The following is a 19,274-nucleotide window of genomic DNA, read 5'->3' as shown; positions in this document are numbered from 1 at the left end:
CTTCGTGGCAAAAATGCCACAAACACCATTACGCAAATTTCGCCCGGCTGGCATGCTCCCCTGATAACGATATAACGCAGACTCATCAAGGGAGAGGCCGTGAAGCTGAAGAAGATGGCGCACATGATTGCGCTGATGGGCGTGGTCGCCCCGGTGGCGGGCCCGGCGCTGGCGCAGGGCGGCGACGCCGCCATGCAGCGCGTCGAGATCACCGGCAGCAGCATCAAGCGGGTGACCAAGGAGGGCGCGCTGCCGGTGCAGGTGATCAACTACGACACCATCGAAAAACAAGGCATCACCAGTACCGAACAGCTGATCCGCACCTTGTCGGCCAACGGCACCGGCGCCGACAACATGACATCCGGCAACAACGTGTTCGGCGCCGACGCCGACCGCGTCAGCGGCGGCGCCTCGTACGCGTCGCTGCGCGGGCTCGGTCCCAACAGCACGCTGGTGTTGCTCAACGGCCGCCGCATCGCCACCTATGGCGCCAGCGGCAAGTCGGTCGACCTGAACGCGATTCCGCTGGGCGCCATCCAGCGCGTGGAAATCCTCAAGGACGGCGCCTCGGCCATCTACGGCACCGACGCCATCGGCGGCGTCATCAACTTCATCCTGCGCACCGACTATCGCGGCCTGGAGGCGTCCTACACCGGCAACTTCACCGAGGCGGGCGGCGGCGCCACCCGCCGCCTGTCGCTGCTCGGCGGCACCGGCGCCTTGCAGACCGACGGCTACAACCTGATGGGCAGCGTCACCTACGACAACAACGAAAAGCTCAGCTCGCGCGAGCGCTCGTTCGCCAACGGCTTCCAGCCGGCGCGCGGGCTGTCGCCGGACACCACGGGCACGCCGTACGCCAACCAGCTGAGCGGCGCCGGCACCGCGCTCGGCACCGGCTTCAAGCGGCGGGGTGACAACACGACCTATTTGCAGGCCAATCCGCTCAGCTTCCAGGGCAAGTGCGACACCATCCCCGGCATGTCGCAGTACCAGACGGCGCTGTGGAAGGACGTCACCGCCGCCACCCGCAGCACGTACTCGTGCGCCTACGATTACGGCGCCGACTACATCATCAGCTTCCCGGTCGAGCGCCTGAACGCGGTCTCGCGCGGCACCTTGCAGCTCGGCCCGGACCACAAGGTCTTCGTCGAGGCCCTGTACGGCCACACCAAGGCGACGTCGGAACTGACGCCGGTGCAGATATCCGCCACCTTGGGCAACGGCGCCGTCTATCCGGTCGGCGGCGCTTATTACCAGGACCTGTCGCCGTATATATCCACCTTCGACAAGAGCAAGCCGATCTCGTACAAGTGGCGCGCCAACGACTGGGGCAACCGCGTGCAGGAAAACGTCACCGACAACGCCCGCCTGCTGCTCGGCGCCGAGGGCATCCTGCTGGGCAAATGGGATTACCGCGCCGGCCTGTCGCATGGCGAAAGCAAGACCAAGACCCGGCTCCTGGACGGCTACGGCTACACCAGCAAGATCTACGCCGCGCTGGGGACCGGCGTCATCAACCCGTGGCTGGGCGCCGGCGAGAGCCAGACGCCGGCGGCACAAACCCTGATCGACTCGACCAGATATCGCGGCCCGCTGCAGCACGGCAAGACCACGCTGACCCAGATCGACGGCAACCTGTCGGGCGAAATCATGCAGCTGCCGGCGGGGCCGCTGTCGATGGCGCTCGGCTTCGATCTGCGCCGCGAAGGCTACGACTTCGCGCAGGACGTCGACGCCACGCAAATCCTGCTGGCGCCCGGCAACGCCGCGCTGAGCGAGGCGAGCCGCGACATCAAGGCGATCTACACCGAACTGCTGGTGCCGGTCACCAAGGAGCTGGAGCTGCAACTGGCCGTGCGGCGCGACCACTACAGCGTGTTCGGCGACACCACCAATCCCAAGGTCTCGTTCCGCTATCAGCCCAACAGTTCGGTGCTGTTCCGCGGCTCGGCCAACAAGGGTTTCCTGGCGCCCAGCTTCACGCAGTTGTATTCCGGCAGGCTGCTGCAGGAACTGCCGAACGGCATCATCGATCCGATCGGTTGCCCGGCCAACCCGGGCAACCCGGCCTTCTGCGCCATTCCCCGGCTGGAATACTTCACCGGCGGCAACCCCGGGCTGAAGCCGGAAACCTCCAAGCAGGGCAGCGTCGGCGTTGTTTTCGAGCCGGTCAAGGGCTACTCGGCGTCGGTCGACTACTGGGCCATCAACACGCTCAACCGCATTTTGAACCGCACGCCGCAAGTGGTGCTGGCCAACGCGGCCGCGCTGTCGGGCAACATCGTGCGCAATCCGGATGGCACCATCGCGTTCGTGCAGGCCGGCTGGATCAACGCCGCCGGCGCCAAGACGCGCGGCGCCGACGTCAGCCTGCGCGGGGAAGGGAAGGTGAGTGGCTACAACTGGAATTTTAATCTCGACGGCACCTACACCAACAGCTTCAAGTTCGCCGAGTTCGTAGGCCAGGAGTATCAGGAATACGTGGGCAACTTCTACACCCGCGACCTGTATCTGCGCTGGAAGCACAACGCCAGCATCAGTCTGGCCAGGGGCGACTGGAGCGCGATGCTGATCCAGAACTACAGCACCGGCTACAAGGACCAGTTGCCCAACGCGGGCAAGTCGGCGCCGCCGCCGGGCTTCAATCCCAACGTCAAGGCGTACACCAAGTACGACCTGTCGGCCACCTACAGCGGCATCAGGAACACCACGATCACGGTCGGCATCCAGAACATCCTCGATACCGATCCGCCGTTCACCGCGCACAATGTCGACGAAGTGGTGGGCGCCGGCTGGGACCCGCGCGTGGCCGACCCGCGCGGCCGCTCGCTCAGCCTTTTGCTGAAATATAAGTTCCTGTAATGGCAGGGGGCTATAGCCGGCGGCAATTCGGCAACCTGCTGGCCGCCGCCGCGCTGGGAACCAGCGCGACGGCGGCGGCGTCGACACGGAGGAGGGCGATGCACCTGATTAAACCGGCCAGACTGCGGCCCGGCGACCTGGTCGGCATCGTCGCGCCCGGCGGCCATACCAATGAGGAGGCGATCGAGAAGGCTGTGGCCAACATCGAATTGCTGGGCTTGCGCGCGCGCGTCGGCGACAACATCCATTATGTGTATGGGAACTATGCGGGCACGGTGGGGCAGCGACTCGACGATTTGCACGGCATGTTTCGGGATCCGGACATCAAGGCGGTGTGGGCGATCCGGGGCGGCTCCGGCTGCATCTCGCTGCTTGAGCATATCGACTACCGGCTGATACGTGCCCATCCAAAAGCGCTGATCGGCTATTCGGACATCACCTGCCTGCATCTGGCCCTGCTAAAGCATGCGGGGCTGGTGAGTTTCCATGGGCCGGTGGCCTCGTCGGCGCTCTCGGACTACGCCGTCACCCACCTGCGCAATGTGCTGATGACGCCGCAAGACCATTACACGATCGCGATGTCGGCAGAGAACGTGCTTGCGGGCCAGGAGCACGCCAATTACAGGGCCCGCACGATCCACCCTGGCATCGCCACCGGACGCCTGATCGGCGGCAATCTGTCACTGTTCAGCGCGCTGGCCGGCACGCCGTACGCGGTGGACTTCACCGACGCCATCCTATACCTGGAGGAGGTCAACGAGGAGCCGTACCGGGTCGACCGCATGATGACGCAATTGCAGCTGAGCCAGGGCTTCCGGAAGGCCGCCGCCGTCATGCTGGGCATCTTTGAAAATTGCGAGGGCGTCGACGGCGAGGGCGCGCTGAGCCTGGACGACACGGTCGACCAGCATTTGTTGCCGTTGACTCGTCCGGCGGTAGCCGGCTATTCCTTCGGCCACATCCGCCACCAGTTCACGCTGCCGGTCGGCATCCGCGCCCGGCTGGATACTGAGCAACAGACGCTGACGTTGCTGGAGCCCGGCGTTAGTTAGGGGAAAATGTGCCGTCGACGGCTCATCGATGGCGGATTACGCTGCGCTAATCCGCCCTACGTGGTTCCGAGTTTGTCGGAGACGGTGTCCGTCGCGCGCGTTGACCTTACAGTTTCCATTGCTCGGGAGACACGTAGGGCGGATTAGGCGGCACGCCGTAATCCGCCAGGCGCGGCCCCAGCACGTAATGGTACACTGCCGCCTTTCCCGCAAGACCACAAAACCCAGATGCACCCATCCCCAAGCAACGCCGCCCCGACCGAATTGCGCGCCTACGCCCTGCAATGTCTGCTGGAATCGGACCCCGGCAAAAAAGTAGCCGCCGTCGCCGCCATGGCCGCCGCCTGCGCCGCCGGCGCCTGCCATCCCGACCCGGCAGCCGTTCTGCGCGCATCGGCGGACATCCCAGGCCGCCCGCAAAAGCCCGACCTGGTGCCGCCGCGCGAGGTGGGGCGCCGCTCGATGAACACGCTCGAAGGCCGCGCCATGCTGATCCACGCGCTGGCCCACATCGAGTTCAACGCCATCAACCTGGCGCTCGACGCGCTCTGGCGCTTCCCGGACTTGCCGACGGGTTACTACACCGACTGGTTGCTGGTCGCGAAAGAGGAAGCGTTGCATTTCTCGCTGCTGGTGGCCCACTTGGCTGGCTTGGGTCACGCTTACGGCGATTTCACCGCCCACGACAGCCTGTGGGAGATGGTCGAGAAGACCACCGGCGACGTGCTGGCCCGCATGGCGCTGGTGCCGCGCACCTTGGAGGCGCGCGGCCTGGACGCCAATCCGCCGCTGCGCGCCAAGCTGGTGCAAGCCGGCGACCTGGCCGCCGCGCAGATCCTCGACATCATCCTGCGCGACGAGATCGGCCACGTTGAGATCGGCAACCGCTGGTACCGCCATCTGTGCGCGCTGGCCGGCCTCGAGCCCGGCGCCGCCTACGCCGATCTGGCGTTGCGTTACCGGGCGCCGCCGCTGCGCGGTCCGTTCAATATCGAGGCGCGCCTGCAGGCGGGCTTCACCACGGACGAGGTGAACGCGCTGCGTTGATGTGGCGCTGCATCACGGCTCCGTACGGTTCTGCCAGCGACGCCGCCTGGGCCGACAGGGCGCCGTACTGGGCGTCCGACATGATGCCGCCATCAGTGCCGCCGTCACTGCCGCTGTCGCTGTAGCTGTCACTATCGCTGCCACTGTCGTAAGCCGCGCCCGCGCACGCCTCGGCGATGGCCACCACCACCTCCGCCGTGCGCGGATGGTCACAGATCAACGGTGCCAGCTCGGCCAAGGGGGCGTTTGAGCCTTGGTTCCTTAACCCTAGCGCCGCCGCCAGCAGTTGCCCCCGAATCTGGTCGCTATCCTCGGCCGTTAGCGGGCGCGGCGCCCGCAAGGCCGGGCCCGCCGCGCCGGTCAGGGTGTCGGGCGAGAACAACGCTGGCGATCCCTGCCCGGAGCGGTTGAGGTCCTCGGCGAATCGGGCGATGCACGCGCGCGCTTTCTCGGACTCGGGTTGAAGCACGTAATCGTCGGGGCCGAGTTTGGCGATCAACGCCAGGCGCGAGGCCGCGTCGAGCGGGGCGAACAGCGTGTCGACCAGCCGCTTGCGCTCCAGCGTCTCCAATCGGCCGAAGGCCCTGTCCGAGGGCATGGCAAGCATCTTGGCCCTGGCTTCCGGATAGGAGACCAGATGGGCATGGCGCGTCAATTCATCGACCACCGCGCTCTGTGTCGGCCGGTCCGCCACGCCGCCCCCCTGCAGCGTCAGTTTGTCGGCTTGAATCGCCGCCCAGTCGGACACCAAATTGGCGCGGGCGGCCGGCGATACGCCGGGCAAGCCGCCGGCCAGCACGGCACTGTACAAGGCCTCGAGGTCCGCCAGTTCCCCCGGCGCCAACTCGGCGTGGGCGAAGGCCATGCCGGTCATCTCCAGCACCGAGGCGATGGCGTTGGAGGCGTAGCGGGCGCGCAGCAGGTCGTCAGCCGGCGGCGAATGCGGGTCGACGTCCGGCTCGCGGCGGATCGCCGCGCGCAAGGCGCCGACGTCGTTTTCGCGCGCCGTTTCGGGCGCCAGCCGGGGGGCGAAGGCCGCGCCCAGCAGTTTGAGCTGGTCGGTCAACAGCGTGGGCGCCACCGGCTCGGAACGATACAGCGCTTCGACCAGTCCGCTGCGCAGCGATGCCTTGAGCCGATCGGCGTCGGCGCCCGCCGCCGTCGACGCCGGCATGCCGGCCAGTCGATCGAGCAACGCCGCGCATTCACCCGTGGCAGCGGCGAGCGCGTCGCCGTCGTCGGCGGTGCCGGACTCGGCCCGGCCGCGCAGCACCCGCAGCGCGGCCGGCGCCCACGCCATCACATCGGTCTCGCGCAACGCGGCCGGGATGGCTTCGGCGGCGATCAGGCCGATTTCCGCCGCCGCCTCGGCCGGCGTGAATTCCCGCAGGCCGGTGCGGTTCAGCCAGCCGAAGCCGTACATTTTTTCGACCAGTTCGGCGCGTGTTTCCCGTCCGACCGTGATCCGGAGGGGCTTCTCGTGGTCGTCGACTTCCGCCATGGTGCTCCCCATCAGGCCGAAGCTGGCGCGATGATCGACCAGGCGCGCCATCAGCCGTTTGCCGGGATGGTCCTTGCCCTGTTCGACCATGATGAAGGGCAGGTGGTCCTCCCGCTGCACCTTGAGCGCGCCGATATCCCGCACCGCGTCGAAGCAAAACTTATCGACAAAGGCGGCGTTGCGGGCCGATTCGCCGATCAGCGCCAGTTCGTGCGCATGCGCGTGGGTCATGAAGTGGGTCAGCATCTGGCTGTCGTCGTTGCCGATCCACGCCAGGTCTTGTTCGGCGGTTTTCAGCCGGGCGCTGGCGGCGCGCGTCCTGGCGTCGTCGGCGCCGATGACCGTGACGGCGCCGGCCATGACCTTGGCGCTGCCCAGCGCCGTGTATTTTTGCAGGCTCTTGCACAGCACGATCTTCAGGCTGCCGTCGTTGATATGCGGCGCCAGCTTGCCGAGCACGTTTTCCAGATCGGACTTGCCGTCCGGCCGTTGCGTTTCCAGCGTGGCGTCCAGCACCAGCACGGCCGGGCTGCGGGCGTTGATCTTGCCCTCGGTGAGCCAGGCGATCGTATCGCCGGCCAGTTTGTCCGCGTCCCAGTTGTTGACATGGTCGCCGTCGCCTTCCTTGAAGACGCGGCTGGGATTGAGCGGTGCCATGCGCACGCGATCCTTGTCCAGCCATGTCTTGCCTTCGGACTTCAAGCCCAGCGTTTCATAATAGTCGGGCAGCGTGGCTTGCCGCGCCAGCGGCTGGGTGCGTTTAGTTCCCGTCAGTTTTCGGGCGACCTCGATCCCGGCGGACAGCGCCTCCATACCGCTGGATAACAGATAAGTGTCGGGCTGGGCGATCTTGAGCTGGTCGAGCGCGGCACCCGCGCGCGCTTTCAGCATGGTGGCGGCGGCTTGCTTGAAATCGAACCCGCCGTATGGCCGCACCGCCGCCAGCAGTAAATGCACTTCATCCATCATGGCGGCATAGGCGGGCAGGAAACGGGCCGAGTCCTCGGCCAGCGCCGGCATCGCGCCGGCGACCGAACGCAGCGCGCCAAGCGCGTTGGCCACCAGTTCGTCGTGCTTGAATTGCGGCGTGCCCAGCTTGGTGGCCAAGGCCTGCTCCAGGCCGTCGAGCACGCTGGCGGCACAGTCGGCGGCGCCGCGCAGCGCATGGCCCTCGGGCAGGCCGCGCAACGCCGCTGCCAGCGGCCGGCCGTCCGCGTGGAAACAGTCGATCAGGTTTTGCCGGTTATCGACCTTGTCTTCCTTAAACAATTGCAGCAGGGTCTTGCTCGCCCCGGCGGCCGGAGCGGCCGGCGCCGGATGGCGGATTTGATGGTCGAGCTTGCCCACCTCGTAGATCGACGGCCGGCCACCCATCAACGTCAATGCCGCCGCCGCTTTCAGCGAGGGCGTGTCCTTGAACTCGATGGCGACCAGGCCCGGATGCAAGGGCCGCACGTTGGGCCGGGACTTGCCGCCCAAGCCAGTCGCGGCCTTCCAGCGGCCGATCCGGGATCCTGCGCTAGTCCCGGCCTTCTTTTCGTCATGCTTTAGCTTGGACAGGATGCGTTTGGCGCTGCTTTCGGAATTGACGAATAGTACATGTGTCTCCGGCTGTTGGTGGCCCTGATGCCGGTAAATGTTCATGCATTGGGCGTTGAATTCCTCCTCGGCGAAAAAACGGTGGTAGCTCGGCGTGTCCGCATGCCCGGTCTTCAGGCCCGGCTTGGGAGCCAAGTAGCCAAAGCCGAACGGCACCTGGGGCTTGATCGTTCCCAGGCCGTATTGGCGCGCCAGGTAACCGGCGCCCGGGATCGCCGACAGTTGCTTTCGCCGTAATTGCGTATAGCTTTCGGTGCCGATCTGGTTGAGCGCCGCCGAGCGCTCGTGGGTCCAGCGCGTGGCGGTGTACCGATCCATGCTTTCGGCGAGTTTTCCCCGTGGCGGCGGCACCGCCCGCAACCCGGTGCCGCGAGGCCGCGAGGACGTCGCCGCCGTGGCCGGACGCGGTGCGCGCGGCGGCAACATCGCCAATGGTCCCGTTGGAGCCCGTGGCGACGACGACGCCGGCTTGGGCGTGACCTGCATCGCGGCGTCGTCCCTCAGGAGCGATGGTTGCGATTGGGAATGTTTAAGTACTTTCATGACGCCGTCCTTGAATTGCCATCGCCGCCGCGCGGGGCGGAGGCGGAAGCGGCTACTGTACGTTCCGCCGTTGGACACGGCGATTGCCGTTCGCGAAGATGCGGAGCGCTAAACGAAGGTCGGGCGCAGCTCTGGTGTCGCCCCGATGGCGTGGTGCGTGTGCCAGCTCACATATAGGCGATTTTCCCCTGAGCATCGCCACGCCCGTCCGGCGGGGAAAAGCCGCGCTGCGCGTGGGATTTCGCGGGCGCGCCGGGCGCGCACGGTAGGCTATCGACGGCGAATGCCTTGCTGACAATCGGTTTAATATTGGAACCGCCTCATCCGGGCCGCAATTCAAATCTAGCCAACAGGACGCGAACATAATGAACGACCTTAGCGACGTAAAACTCTCGCGGCGCGAGCTGCTCATCGCCGGCGCCTTGTCCGCCACGGCGGCGGCCGCGCCTTCAGTTGCAGCCAATCAAAGCGCCACGGGCGCGGGCGCCAACGCGGCTTCGGCCGCGCCGCCGGTGATGTCCAAGGTCACGCTGCAGGTCAATGGCGAAACCCGCAAGCTCGACGTCGATACCCGCACCACGCTGCTCGACCTGTTGCGTGAAAACCTGCACCTGACAGGCACCAAAAAGGGGTGCGACCACGGCCAGTGCGGCGCCTGCACGGTGATCGTCGACGGCCGCCGCATCAATTCCTGCCTGACCCTTGCCGTGATGCACGAAGGCGCCAAGGTCACCACCATCGAAGGCCTGGGCGCGCCCGGCAAGCTGCATCCGATGCAGGCGGCCTTCGTCAAGCACGACGGCTACCAGTGCGGCTACTGCACGCCGGGGCAAATCTGTTCGGCCGTGTCCGCGCTCGACGAGATCAAGCAGGGCATCCCGAGCCATGTCAGCCCCGACCTGACGGCGCGGCCGCTGCTCAACGCCACCGAGTTGCGCGAACGCATGAGCGGCAACATCTGCCGCTGCGGCGCCTATTCCAACATCATCGACGCCATCAGCGAAGTCGCCGGGAGCGCCACATGAGAGCCTTTACCTACCAGCGCGCGCAGACGCCGGCCGAGGCGGCGGCGGCCGCCGCCCACACGCCCAACGCCAAGTTCATCGCCGGCGGCACCAATCTGCTGGACCTGATGAAGCTGGAGATCGAAACCCCGGCGCACCTGATCGACGTCAACGGCACCGGCCTCGACAAGATCGAGGGCACGCCGCAGGGCGGCCTGCGCATCGGCGCCATGGTGCGCAACACCGACCTGGCCGCCGACGAGCGCATCCGGCGCGACTACGGCGTGTTGTCGCGCGCGTTGCTGGCCGGCGCCTCGGCGCAGCTGCGCAACAAGGCCACCACCGCCGGCAATCTGCTGCAGCGCACGCGCTGCCCGTACTTCTACGACACCAATCAGCCGTGCAACAAGCGCACGCCCGGCAGCGGCTGCTCGGCCATTGGCGGTGACAGCCGCAACCACGCCATCGTCGGCGTCAGCGACGACTGCATCGCCACCCATCCGAGCGACATGGCGGTGGCCATGCAGTTGCTGGACGCGGTGGTCGAGACGGTGCGTCCCGACGGCTCGACCCGCAGCATTCCGATGGCCGATTTCCACCGGCTGCCGGGCAAGACGCCGCATATCGAAACCACGCTGGCGGCGGGCGAAATGATCACCGCCGTCACCCTGCCCAAGCCGCTGGGCGGCAAGCACTATTACCGCAAGGTGCGCGACCGCTCGTCCTACGCGTTCGCGCTGATCTCGGTGGCCGCCGTGGTCCAGCCCGACGGCAGCGGCAGGGTGGCGCTGGGCGGCGTCGCCCACAAGCCGTGGCGCATGCCGGGCGCCGACGACAGCATGGCGCGCGGCGCCAAGGCCGTCGCGGCCCAACTGCTGGCCGGCGCCAAGACCACCCACGAGAACGCCTTCAAGATCACCCTGGTTCAGCGCACGATAGCCTCTGTGCTGGCGGAAGCGAAGAAAGCCTGACGCGATGAAATTCACCACTCCAGCCACCACCAATCCGATCGACCAGCTCAAGCTCGTCGGCAAGCCCCTGGACCGCATCGACGGCCCGTTCAAGACCACCGGCACCGCGCCGTACGCCTATGAACAGCACGAGGCCGCGCCCAACGCCGCCTATGGCTACGTGGTCGGCGCCGCCATCGCCAAGGGGCGCATCGTCTCCATGGACTTGGCCGCCGCCAAGCGCGCGCCCGGCGTGCTCGCCATCGTCACCGCCGACAACGCCGGCAAGCTGGGCAAGGGCAAGATGAACACCGCCAAGCTGTTGGGCGGGCCGGAGATCCAGCATTACCACCAGGCGGTCGCGCTGGTGGTGGCCGAGACGTTCGAGCAGGCGCGCGCGGCCGCGCAACTGGTGCGCGTCAAGTACGCCGCCGCCAAGGGCGCCTACGACCTGGCCAAGGAAAAAGACAAGGCCGCGCCGTCCAAGGACAAGGAGGAGGCCGACACCAAGGTGGGCGATTTCGCCAGCGCCTTCGCCGCGGCGCCGGTGCGCCTCGACGCCACCTACACCACGCCCGACCAGTCGCACGCGATGATGGAGCCGCACGCCGCCATCGCCAAATGGGATGGCGACAAGGTCACCGTGTGGACGTCGAACCAGATGATCGCCTGGGGCCAGGGCGACGTCGCCAAAACGCTCGGCATCCCGAAGGAAAAAGTGCGGCTGGTGTCGCCCTACATCGGCGGCGGCTTCGGCGGCAAGCTGTTCGTGCGCTGCGAAACCGTGCTGGCGGCGCTGGGCGCCAAGGCGGCCAACCGGCCGGTCAAGGTCGCGCTGCAGCGGCCGCTGATGATGAACAACACCACGCACCGGCCGGCGACGATCCAGCGCATCCGCATCGGCGCCAGCAGGGAGGGCAAGATCACCGCCATCGGCCACGAAAGCTGGTCCGGCGATCTGCCCGACGGCAAGCCGGAAACGGCGGTCATGCAGACCAAGCTGCTATACGCCGGCGCCAACCGCATGACCAAGATGCGCCTGGCGGTGCTCGATCTGCCGGAGGGCAACGCGATGCGCGCGCCGGGCGAGGCGCCGGGTTTGATGGCGCTGGAAATCGCCATCGACGAACTGGCCGAAAAACTCAAGATGGACCCGGTGACGTTCCGCATTATTAACGACGTCACGCACGACCCGGCCCAGCGCGAGCGCAAGTTCTCGCAGCGGCGCTTTGTCGAATGCCTGCGCAACGGCGCCGAGCGCTTCGGCTGGAGCGCGCGCAGCGTGCAGCCCGGCCAGGTGCGCGACGGCCGCTGGCTGGTCGGCATGGGCGTGGCCGCCGCGTTCCGCAACAACCTGGTGATGAAGTCGGCGGCGCGCGTGCGCCTCGACGGCAAAGGCATCGTCACCGTCGAGACCGACATGACCGACATCGGCACCGGCAGCTACACCATCATCGCCCAGACCGCCGCCGAGATGATGGGACTGCCGATCGACAAGGTGGTGGTCAAGCTGGGCGATTCCGATTTTCCGGTCTCGGCCGGCTCGGGCGGGCAGTGGGGCGGCAACAGTTCGACGGCCGGCGTGTACGCCGCCTGCGTCAAGCTGCGCGAGGCGATCGCGCAAAAGCTGGGCCTGTCGGCGGGCGAGGCGGAATTCAGCGGCGGCTCGGTGCGCGCCGGCGGCCGCGCCGTACCGCTACAGCAAGCCGCGCAGGACGGCGAGATCGTTGCCGAGGACACCATGGAATACGGCGACCTCGACAAGAAGTTCCAGCAATCGACGTTTGGCGCGCACTTTGTCGAGGTCGCCGTCGACGCCTATACCGGCGAAACGCGCATCCGCCGCATGCTGGCGGTGTGCGCGGCGGGGCGCATCCTCAATCCCAAGTCGGCGCGCAGCCAGGTGATCGGCGCGATGACGATGGGGGCTGGCGCCGCGCTGATGGAGCAGCTGGTGGTCGACAAGCGCAGCGGATTCTTCGTCAATCACGACCTGGCGGGCTACGAGGTGCCGGTGCACGCCGACATTCCGCATCAGGAAGTGATTTTTTTGGAGGAGACCGACCCGATCTCCTCGCCGATGAAGGCCAAGGGCGTGGGCGAGCTGGGGATTTGTGGAGTGGGCGCGGCCATCGCCAACGCCGTGTACAACGCCACGGGCGTGCGGGTGCGCGACTACCCGATCACGCTGGACAAGCTAATCGAAAAACTGCCGCAAACGGCCTAATGCAAGCAAATGCCCGCACAGCATGCCATGCGTTGTTCCACGTAGGGCGGATTAGCGAAGCGTAATCCGCCATCGCCGAGCCGCCGCCAGCGCCAAGAACAGCGCCAACGGCCCGGCCCGTGTAGAAATGGTGGACCTGACCCCGGAGTTTATCGGTCACGGGCATGAGTATTTCTCGCTGGAAGGCGCGACGACATCGGACTTGCACTACCATCCGTTGCGCCGACTCAATCAAGGAGAATGTCATGATCCATCCGATGTCGCGGCGGACGGTGCTGTTCGCCGGCTTCGCCGTCCCGCTGCTGACCGCCTGCGCCGGCTTGCCGGTCAGCGCCGCCCACCGCCAGCGGCAAGTCCGTGTCAGCGCGCCGTTCGACATGCCGACGATCTCCATCCCCGATTTCTCCGCCGGCCCGCGCTTCCCGATCACCGACTTCGGCGCCGATCCGGCCGATCAGCGCAAAACCTCGGTCGCCATCGCCGCCGCGATCGGCGCCGCCAACGCGGCCGGCTCCGGCATCGTCGTGATACCGCCAGGCGTCTGGCCGACCGCCAAGATTCATCTCAAGAGCAACGTCAACCTGCACCTCGAACCGGGTGCCACCTTGCTGTTTTCCGAGAACCCGGCCGACTACCTGCCGGCCGTCCCCAGCAGCTGGGAAGGCCTGGAATGCTATAACTACTCACCGCTGGTCTATGCGCTCGAGTGCGACAACGTCGCCATCACGGGCCAAGGCAAACTCAAAGCCAAGCTCGACGTCTGGCGTGTATGGTACCAGCGCCCCAAGCCGCACATGGACGCGCTCGTCGCGCTGTACCACCTCGCCGCCAAGGACGCGCCCGTCGGCGAGCGCCAGATGACCGCCGGCGCAGCGAACCTGCGGCCGCAGTTCATCCAGTTTAACCGCTGCCGCCACGTGCTGGTCGAGGACGTCAGCATCGAGGATAGCCCGTTCTGGGTGCTGCACCCCTTGCTGTGCCGCGACGTCGTCATCCGCCGCGTCAAGATCAAGGCCCACGGACACAACAACGACGGCGTCGACCCGGAAATGACGCAGAACGTGCTGATCGAAGACTGCGTGTTCGACCAGGGCGACGACGCCATCTCCGTCAAATCCGGCCGCGACCGCGACGCCTGGCGGCTCGGCGTGCCGTCCAAGAACATCGTCATGCGCAATTGCCGCATCAAGAACGGCCACCAGTTGATCGCCATCGGCAGCGAGCTGTCGGCCGGCATCGAGAACGTGCTGGTCGATAACTGCCACTTCGACGCCGCCGACTCGGCCACGCCCAGCACCATCAACAATTTGCTGTATGTGAAGACCAACGAGCGGCGCGGCGGTTATGTGCGCAACATCCACATGTCCAACGTCAGCGCGACCAAGGTCGCCGGCGGCGTGCTGTGCGTGGAAACCGACGTGCTTTATCAGTGGAAGAACCTGGTGCCGACCTACGAACGCCGGCTGACGCCCATCCAGGGATTGCATGTGAGTAATATCACCGTGGGCGAGGCGAAGTTCGTGTGCCGCATTACCGCCGAGCGGGAAATGCCGGTCAGGGACGTGAGCCTCGGGCGGATCAAGGTGCAGAAGGTGCTTGACGCGCCCGTGTTGACCGAGAATGTTGTCAATTTCATTAATGAAAGCTGACCGGGCCTGATTGCCGCCAATCAGACGGCGGGCCGCCGTGGTTTACAATGCCTGCTTGGTCCACACTGGAAGGCAAGGCATGGAATGGCTATTCGACCCAAACATTTGGGTCGGTCTGTTTGCGTTAATCGTTCTCGAAATCGTCCTCGGCGTCGACAATCTGATCTTCATCGCGATTCTGGCCGATAAGCTGGCGCCCGAGCAGCGCGACAGGGCGAGGCTGGTCGGCCTGAGCCTGGCGATGTTGATGCGGCTGGGCTTGTTAAGCGTGATGTCCTGGCTGGTCACCCTGACCGAACCGCTGTTCTCGGTCGCCTCGCTGACCTTCTCCGGCCGCGATTTGATCCTGCTGCTGGGTGGCTTCTTCCTGCTGTTCAAGGCCACGATGGAGCTGCACGAGCGCGTCGAGGGCAAGGTGCACGCGCACGGCGGATCGAAGGCCTATGCCGGTTTCGGCGCGGTGGTCGCGCAGATCATCGTGCTCGACGCCGTGTTTTCGCTCGACGCCGTCATCACCGCCGTCGGCATGGTCGACGAGCTTGGGGTGATGATGGCCGCCGTGGTCATCTCGATGGGCGTCATGCTGCTCGCCTCCAAGCCGCTCACGCGCTTCGTCAACGCCCATCCGACGGTGGTGGTGCTGTGCCTGAGCTTCCTGCTGATGATCGGCCTGAGCCTGATCGCCGAAGGTTTCGGCTTCCACATTCCGAAGGGTTATCTGTACGCGGCCATCGGCTTCTCGGTGGTGATTGAGGCGCTGAACCAGCTGGCGCGCCGCAACTTCGTCAGCCGGGAGTCGCGCATTCCCTTGCGCGACCGCACCGCCGACGCGGTGCTGCGTCTGCTTGGCAGCAAAAAACGCGTCGCCGCCGGTGGCGAGGAGGCCGACGCCGGCGACACCGTGGCGCCGGAAGCGTTCGAGCAGGAGGAGCGCAACATGGTCAGCGGCGTGCTCAGCCTGTCGCAGCGCTCGATCCGCTCGATCATGACGGTGCGCTCGAACATCTCGTGGATCGACCTGGACGCCGATACGGCCACCATCCAGGGCCAGATCCTGGAGACGCCGCACAGTTTCTTCCCCGTCAGCCGGGGCCAGCTGGACAACATCATCGGCGTCGTGCGCGCCAAGGACTTGATGGCCAATCTGGCGCGTGGCGTCGAGATCCCGGACGAGGATATCCGCGCGCCCATCATCATGCCGGAGGCCAGCGGCGTGCTGAAGATCATGGAGACGTTGAAGCGTTCGCGCGGCCAGCTGGTGCTGATCGCCGATGAATACGGCACCATCCAGGGGTTGGTGACGCCGATCGATATCCTGGAGGCGATCGCCGGCGAGTTCCCCGACGAGGACGAGCTGCCGGACGTGCAGCCGCAGGGGCCGGATTGCTGGCGCGTGGCCGGCACGGCCGATTTGCATTATCTCGAGCAGGTGCTGGAGACCGACGCCTTGATCAGCGAGAACGACGATTACACGTCGCTGGCCGGCTTCATGCTGGAGCGCTTCGGCAGCCTGCCGTCGGCGGGCGAGGCGGTCGAGGTCGATGGCTTGCGGTTCGAGGTGATCGAGGTGGTCGAGCGGCGCATCGCGGCGGTGCTGGTCACGCGCATCGAGCCGGCAATCACCGCCGCTGAATAACCCCGGAAACACGCGCCTATCCAGGATTTGGTGATCAATTTAATACCTCGCATTGACGTTTTTTGGAATGGCACTGCAATGGTCTCTGATGCAGAATCGTTCCAGTCATTGCGACGATTATCTATCCTGGAGACTAAGTGTGAAAAATAAAAAAAGCATTGTGCTCACGAGCTTGCTGTCGATTTTGGCGGCGGGCTGCGGTGGCGGTGGTGGTGGCGCCGACGGCGGTCCATCGGCGATGACCGCGGCCAGTGTCACGCTGGGCGGCACGACCGCCAGGGCGACGGCACCGGCCCGATGGGCGAACGTGAAATTCGGCGGCGGCGGCTACGTCCCCGGCCTGATCTTCCATCCCACCAGCCCGGACGTCCTGTACGCGCGCACCGACATCGGTGGCGCCTATCGTTGGGACGCCGCCGGCTCGACCTGGGTGCCGATCACCGACGGCTTCGGCATCGAGGAGAGCTTCTTCGAAGGCTCCGAGAGCATGGCCCTCGATCCGAACAACGACAAGCTGGTCTACATGAGCACCGGCCTGTACATCGGCGAGGGATCCAAGGCGCGCCTGTACATCTCCAGCGACCGTGGCGACAACTGGACCCACGTCGAGCTGCCGTTCCCGGTCGGCGCCAACAACCAGGCCCGCGCCGTCGGCGAACGGATGATGGTCGACCCCAACAATCCCGCGATCCTGTTCTACGCGACGCGCACGGCCGGCCTGTGGAAGAGCGCCGACCGCGGCCAGACCTGGCAGCAGGTGCAGTCGCTGTCCACGGCCAAAATGAACCAGGCACAGATCGATGCCGTTCCCCAGCGCGGCGTGATCGGTATCGAGCAGGTGATCTTCGACACCTCGACCAAGGGTAGCGGCAGCGCCACCCAGACCATTTACACGGCGGTGAGCTCCGACTACGGCTCGCTGGCGGGACTGGCGCAGACCCTCTACAAGTCCACCAACGGCGGCGCCAGCTGGACCGGCATCGCGGTCCCCGGCGAGGTCGCCGGCTACAACATCCCGCACATGGTGCGCGCCAAGGACGGCATGATGTACGTGGCGTTCACGCAGGGCGGCGGACCGGGCGCCAACGGCGCCGCCGCGCTGTACAAGTTCGACGGCAGCAACTGGACGCTGCTCAAAAGCTATGCGCCGACCCAATGGACCAGCTTTGGCATGGGCGGCCTGTCGGTGTCCGGCAGCGGCGCCAGCACCCGCATCGCCCTCGGCGTGAGCAATACCTGGGGCAACTGGGAAGGCCAGCCGGTGGTGCAGCTGTCCGACGACGCCGGCACGACCTGGCGCGAAATCGCCTCCACCACCCCGCACAATCCGTCCGACGTGGACTTCTCCGGCTGGGTCGACGACGTCGAGATCGACCCGAACAACCCGGAACGCATCCTGCACGTGTTCGGCGGCGGGGTGTGGGAAACCAGAAACGCGTCGGCGGCCAAGCCGAGCTGGAACCTGGCCGTCACCGGGCTCGAGGAAACCGCCACCAACGCGCTGATGGCGCCGCCTCCCGGCGCCCCGTACAGCCTGCTCATCAGCGCGGGCGACATCGGCATGCGCGTGCAGACCGAACTGCTCAAGCGGCCGACGCGCAATCCCGGCGTGTTCGGCAACGGCATCAGCGCCGACATGGCCTGGTCCAATCCGTCCTATATCGCGGCGATCGGCACCGCCAGCTGGGACCACCCCAGCAGGGTCGGGATGTACTCCACCGATGCCGGCCTGACCTGGACCCAGTTCGCCGCCAACCATCCGGACCAGCAGGCCCGCCAGAGCGGCGCGTCGAACCTGGCCGTCGTCAAGCCCGGCCAGATCGTCTGGGCGCCGTCGCATGCCGCCCCGGCGTACACGACCGACGGCGGCGCCAGCTGGACCTACACCAACCTGCCGGCGCTGGCCTCGATGGGGATCGACCGCAGCTACCGGGTGGTTGCCGACCGCAAGAATCCCAACAAGGTGTATGCCTACAACTCGGGTGGCGCGTGGTGGACCCAATGGTCCGAGACGGCGCACTTCTACACCTCCACGGACGGCGGCAAGACCTTTACCGAGAGCGCCACGTTCGCGGCCAAATCCTGGACCTCGAACTTCTATGCGTCGTCGGTGGCGGTCAATCCGAACGCCGAGGGCGACATCTGGGTCGCCGACGGACAAAGCATCCTGCATTCGGTCGATTCGGGCGCGACCTGGACCAAGCTGACGGCGGCCGCGCCGATCTGGGGCACCGAGTCCAGTTACTCGCCGCGGGTGTACGGCGCCACCTCCATCGCGTTGGGCAAGGCGCCGGCCGGCGCGTCGTATTCCGCCTCGGTGTATGTGGTGGGCACGATCGGCGGCGTGTGGGGACTGCACCGCTCCGACGACGGTGGCGCCAGCTGGCGCCGCGTCAACGATGACAAGCACCAGTTCGGCGGCATGGGCACGCTGGCGGCCGACCAGACCGTACCCGGGCGGGTGTTCCTGTCCGGCGCCGGCCGCGGCGTCCTGTTCACCTACTGACGCGCCGGACCCGCCCCCTGCGCAAGCCCCACGGGGTTTGCGCACGGGCGGCCTGGCGCACCTTCATTTCACCTGATACGCACACCATTATGAAAACCAAAAAGATAAAGCACATCGTCCTGACTATGGCCCTTGCGCTGGGCGCGGCCGCCGGCCACGCCGGTGCCGGGATACTGACGTTCGACGGCCTGACCGCGATGACCTATGGCGACGGCGCCCCGTTGGCCGCCGGCATGGGCTACGACGGCCTGAACCTGACCTACGAGGAGGCCGGGTTCAGGGTGACGCTGCACGCGCCCGACGCGCAAGCCGGCGCCGCCCATATCAGCGACGGCACCTTCGCGCCGCAGACCTTCAACTGGCATGACGGCATGGAAAACGGCGCCGGCTCCTTCGTCACCGTGACGCGGATCGGCGGCGGCCTGTTCAACCTGCTCGGCTTCGATTACTACACCGATGCGAGCAAGGTGTCGGCCGACGGCATGCTGGTTGGAACCGTGGCCGACGCCGGTTCGTGGAACACGGCGCTGACCGGCATCAGCGAGCTGCGTTTGAGCTCGGGCGCCTACAACGAACTGGACAACATCCGCGTGGAAAACATGACTTCGGCGGTGCCCATGCCGGGGTCCGTGCCGCTGATGCTGGCCGGCTTGGCCCTTGGCGGCCTGATGCTTCGACGCCAGCGCTGATTTCCC

General features: G+C 66.4%; 11 protein-coding genes. 10 read left to right on the top strand and 1 reads right to left on the bottom strand.

Translation table 11 applies throughout. The annotated features are described in order from the left end of the window. Positions 1–99 precede the first annotated feature (99 nt). The 3 genes from JOD97_RS02765 (at position 100) to JOD97_RS02755 (ending at position 4,964) form a co-directional block, all read left to right on the top strand. Entirely contained in the window at positions 100–2,865 is a 2,766-nt protein-coding gene (locus JOD97_RS02765) for a TonB-dependent receptor (protein WP_373999773.1), read from the top strand. Next, on the top strand, positions 2,865–3,917 hold the full coding sequence (locus JOD97_RS02760; RefSeq protein ID WP_209713087.1) for an LD-carboxypeptidase: 1,053 nt from the start codon (positions 2,865–2,867) through the stop codon (positions 3,915–3,917). Before JOD97_RS02765 ends, JOD97_RS02760 begins: the two co-directional genes overlap by 1 nt. A gap of 228 nt (positions 3,918–4,145) precedes the next feature. Further along, a complete protein-coding gene (locus JOD97_RS02755) occupies positions 4,146–4,964 on the top strand; it encodes a ferritin-like domain-containing protein (RefSeq protein ID WP_209713086.1) in 819 nt (272 codons plus the stop codon). On the opposite strand, the gene JOD97_RS02750 is transcribed toward JOD97_RS02755, so the two are convergent. Then, complete coding sequence (locus JOD97_RS02750; RefSeq protein ID WP_209713085.1) at positions 4,933–8,607, bottom strand: hypothetical protein; 3,675 nt, start codon at positions 8,605–8,607, stop codon at positions 4,933–4,935. The two genes, JOD97_RS02755 and JOD97_RS02750, sit on opposite strands and share 32 nt — an antisense overlap. Before the next feature lie 365 nt (positions 8,608–8,972). On the opposite strand from JOD97_RS02750, the gene paoA reads away from it, so the two are divergent. From paoA to JOD97_RS02715, 7 genes are all read left to right on the top strand, one after another. Further along, on the top strand, positions 8,973–9,632 hold the full coding sequence (gene paoA / locus JOD97_RS02745) for an aldehyde dehydrogenase iron-sulfur subunit PaoA (protein WP_209713084.1): 660 nt from the start codon (positions 8,973–8,975) through the stop codon (positions 9,630–9,632). Continuing rightward, positions 9,629–10,582 carry a xanthine dehydrogenase family protein subunit M gene (locus JOD97_RS02740; protein ID WP_209713083.1) on the top strand — a complete coding sequence of 318 codons (954 nt, stop codon included), beginning with the start codon at positions 9,629–9,631 and terminating at the stop codon, positions 10,580–10,582. The genes paoA and JOD97_RS02740 overlap by 4 nt, the downstream gene beginning before the upstream one ends. Before the next feature lie 4 nt (positions 10,583–10,586). After that, complete coding sequence (paoC, locus tag JOD97_RS02735) at positions 10,587–12,788, top strand: aldehyde oxidoreductase molybdenum-binding subunit PaoC (protein ID WP_209713082.1); 2,202 nt, start codon at positions 10,587–10,589, stop codon at positions 12,786–12,788. Positions 12,789–13,033: 245 nt separating this feature from the next. Beyond that, positions 13,034–14,437, top strand: coding sequence for a glycoside hydrolase family 28 protein (locus tag JOD97_RS02730; protein ID WP_209713081.1), 1,404 nt, complete (start codon positions 13,034–13,036; stop codon positions 14,435–14,437). A gap of 79 nt (positions 14,438–14,516) precedes the next feature. Continuing rightward, positions 14,517–16,073 carry a TerC family protein gene (locus JOD97_RS02725; RefSeq protein WP_209713080.1) on the top strand — a complete coding sequence of 519 codons (1,557 nt, stop codon included), beginning with the start codon at positions 14,517–14,519 and terminating at the stop codon, positions 16,071–16,073. Positions 16,074–16,212: 139 nt separating this feature from the next. Next, a complete protein-coding gene (locus tag JOD97_RS02720; protein ID WP_373999772.1) occupies positions 16,213–18,579 on the top strand; it encodes a WD40/YVTN/BNR-like repeat-containing protein in 2,367 nt (788 codons plus the stop codon). An 89-nt stretch (positions 18,580–18,668) separates the two neighbouring features. Then, entirely contained in the window at positions 18,669–19,268 is a 600-nt protein-coding gene (locus tag JOD97_RS02715) for a hypothetical protein (protein ID WP_209713078.1), read from the top strand. Positions 19,269–19,274: the final 6 nt, after the last annotated feature.

The organism is Duganella sp. 1411, from assembly GCF_017833525.1.
GTDB lineage: Bacteria > Pseudomonadota > Gammaproteobacteria > Burkholderiales > Burkholderiaceae_D > Rugamonas.
Note: the sequence above shows the minus strand (reverse complement) of the source record. Positions and strands in the feature narration are given on the sequence as shown.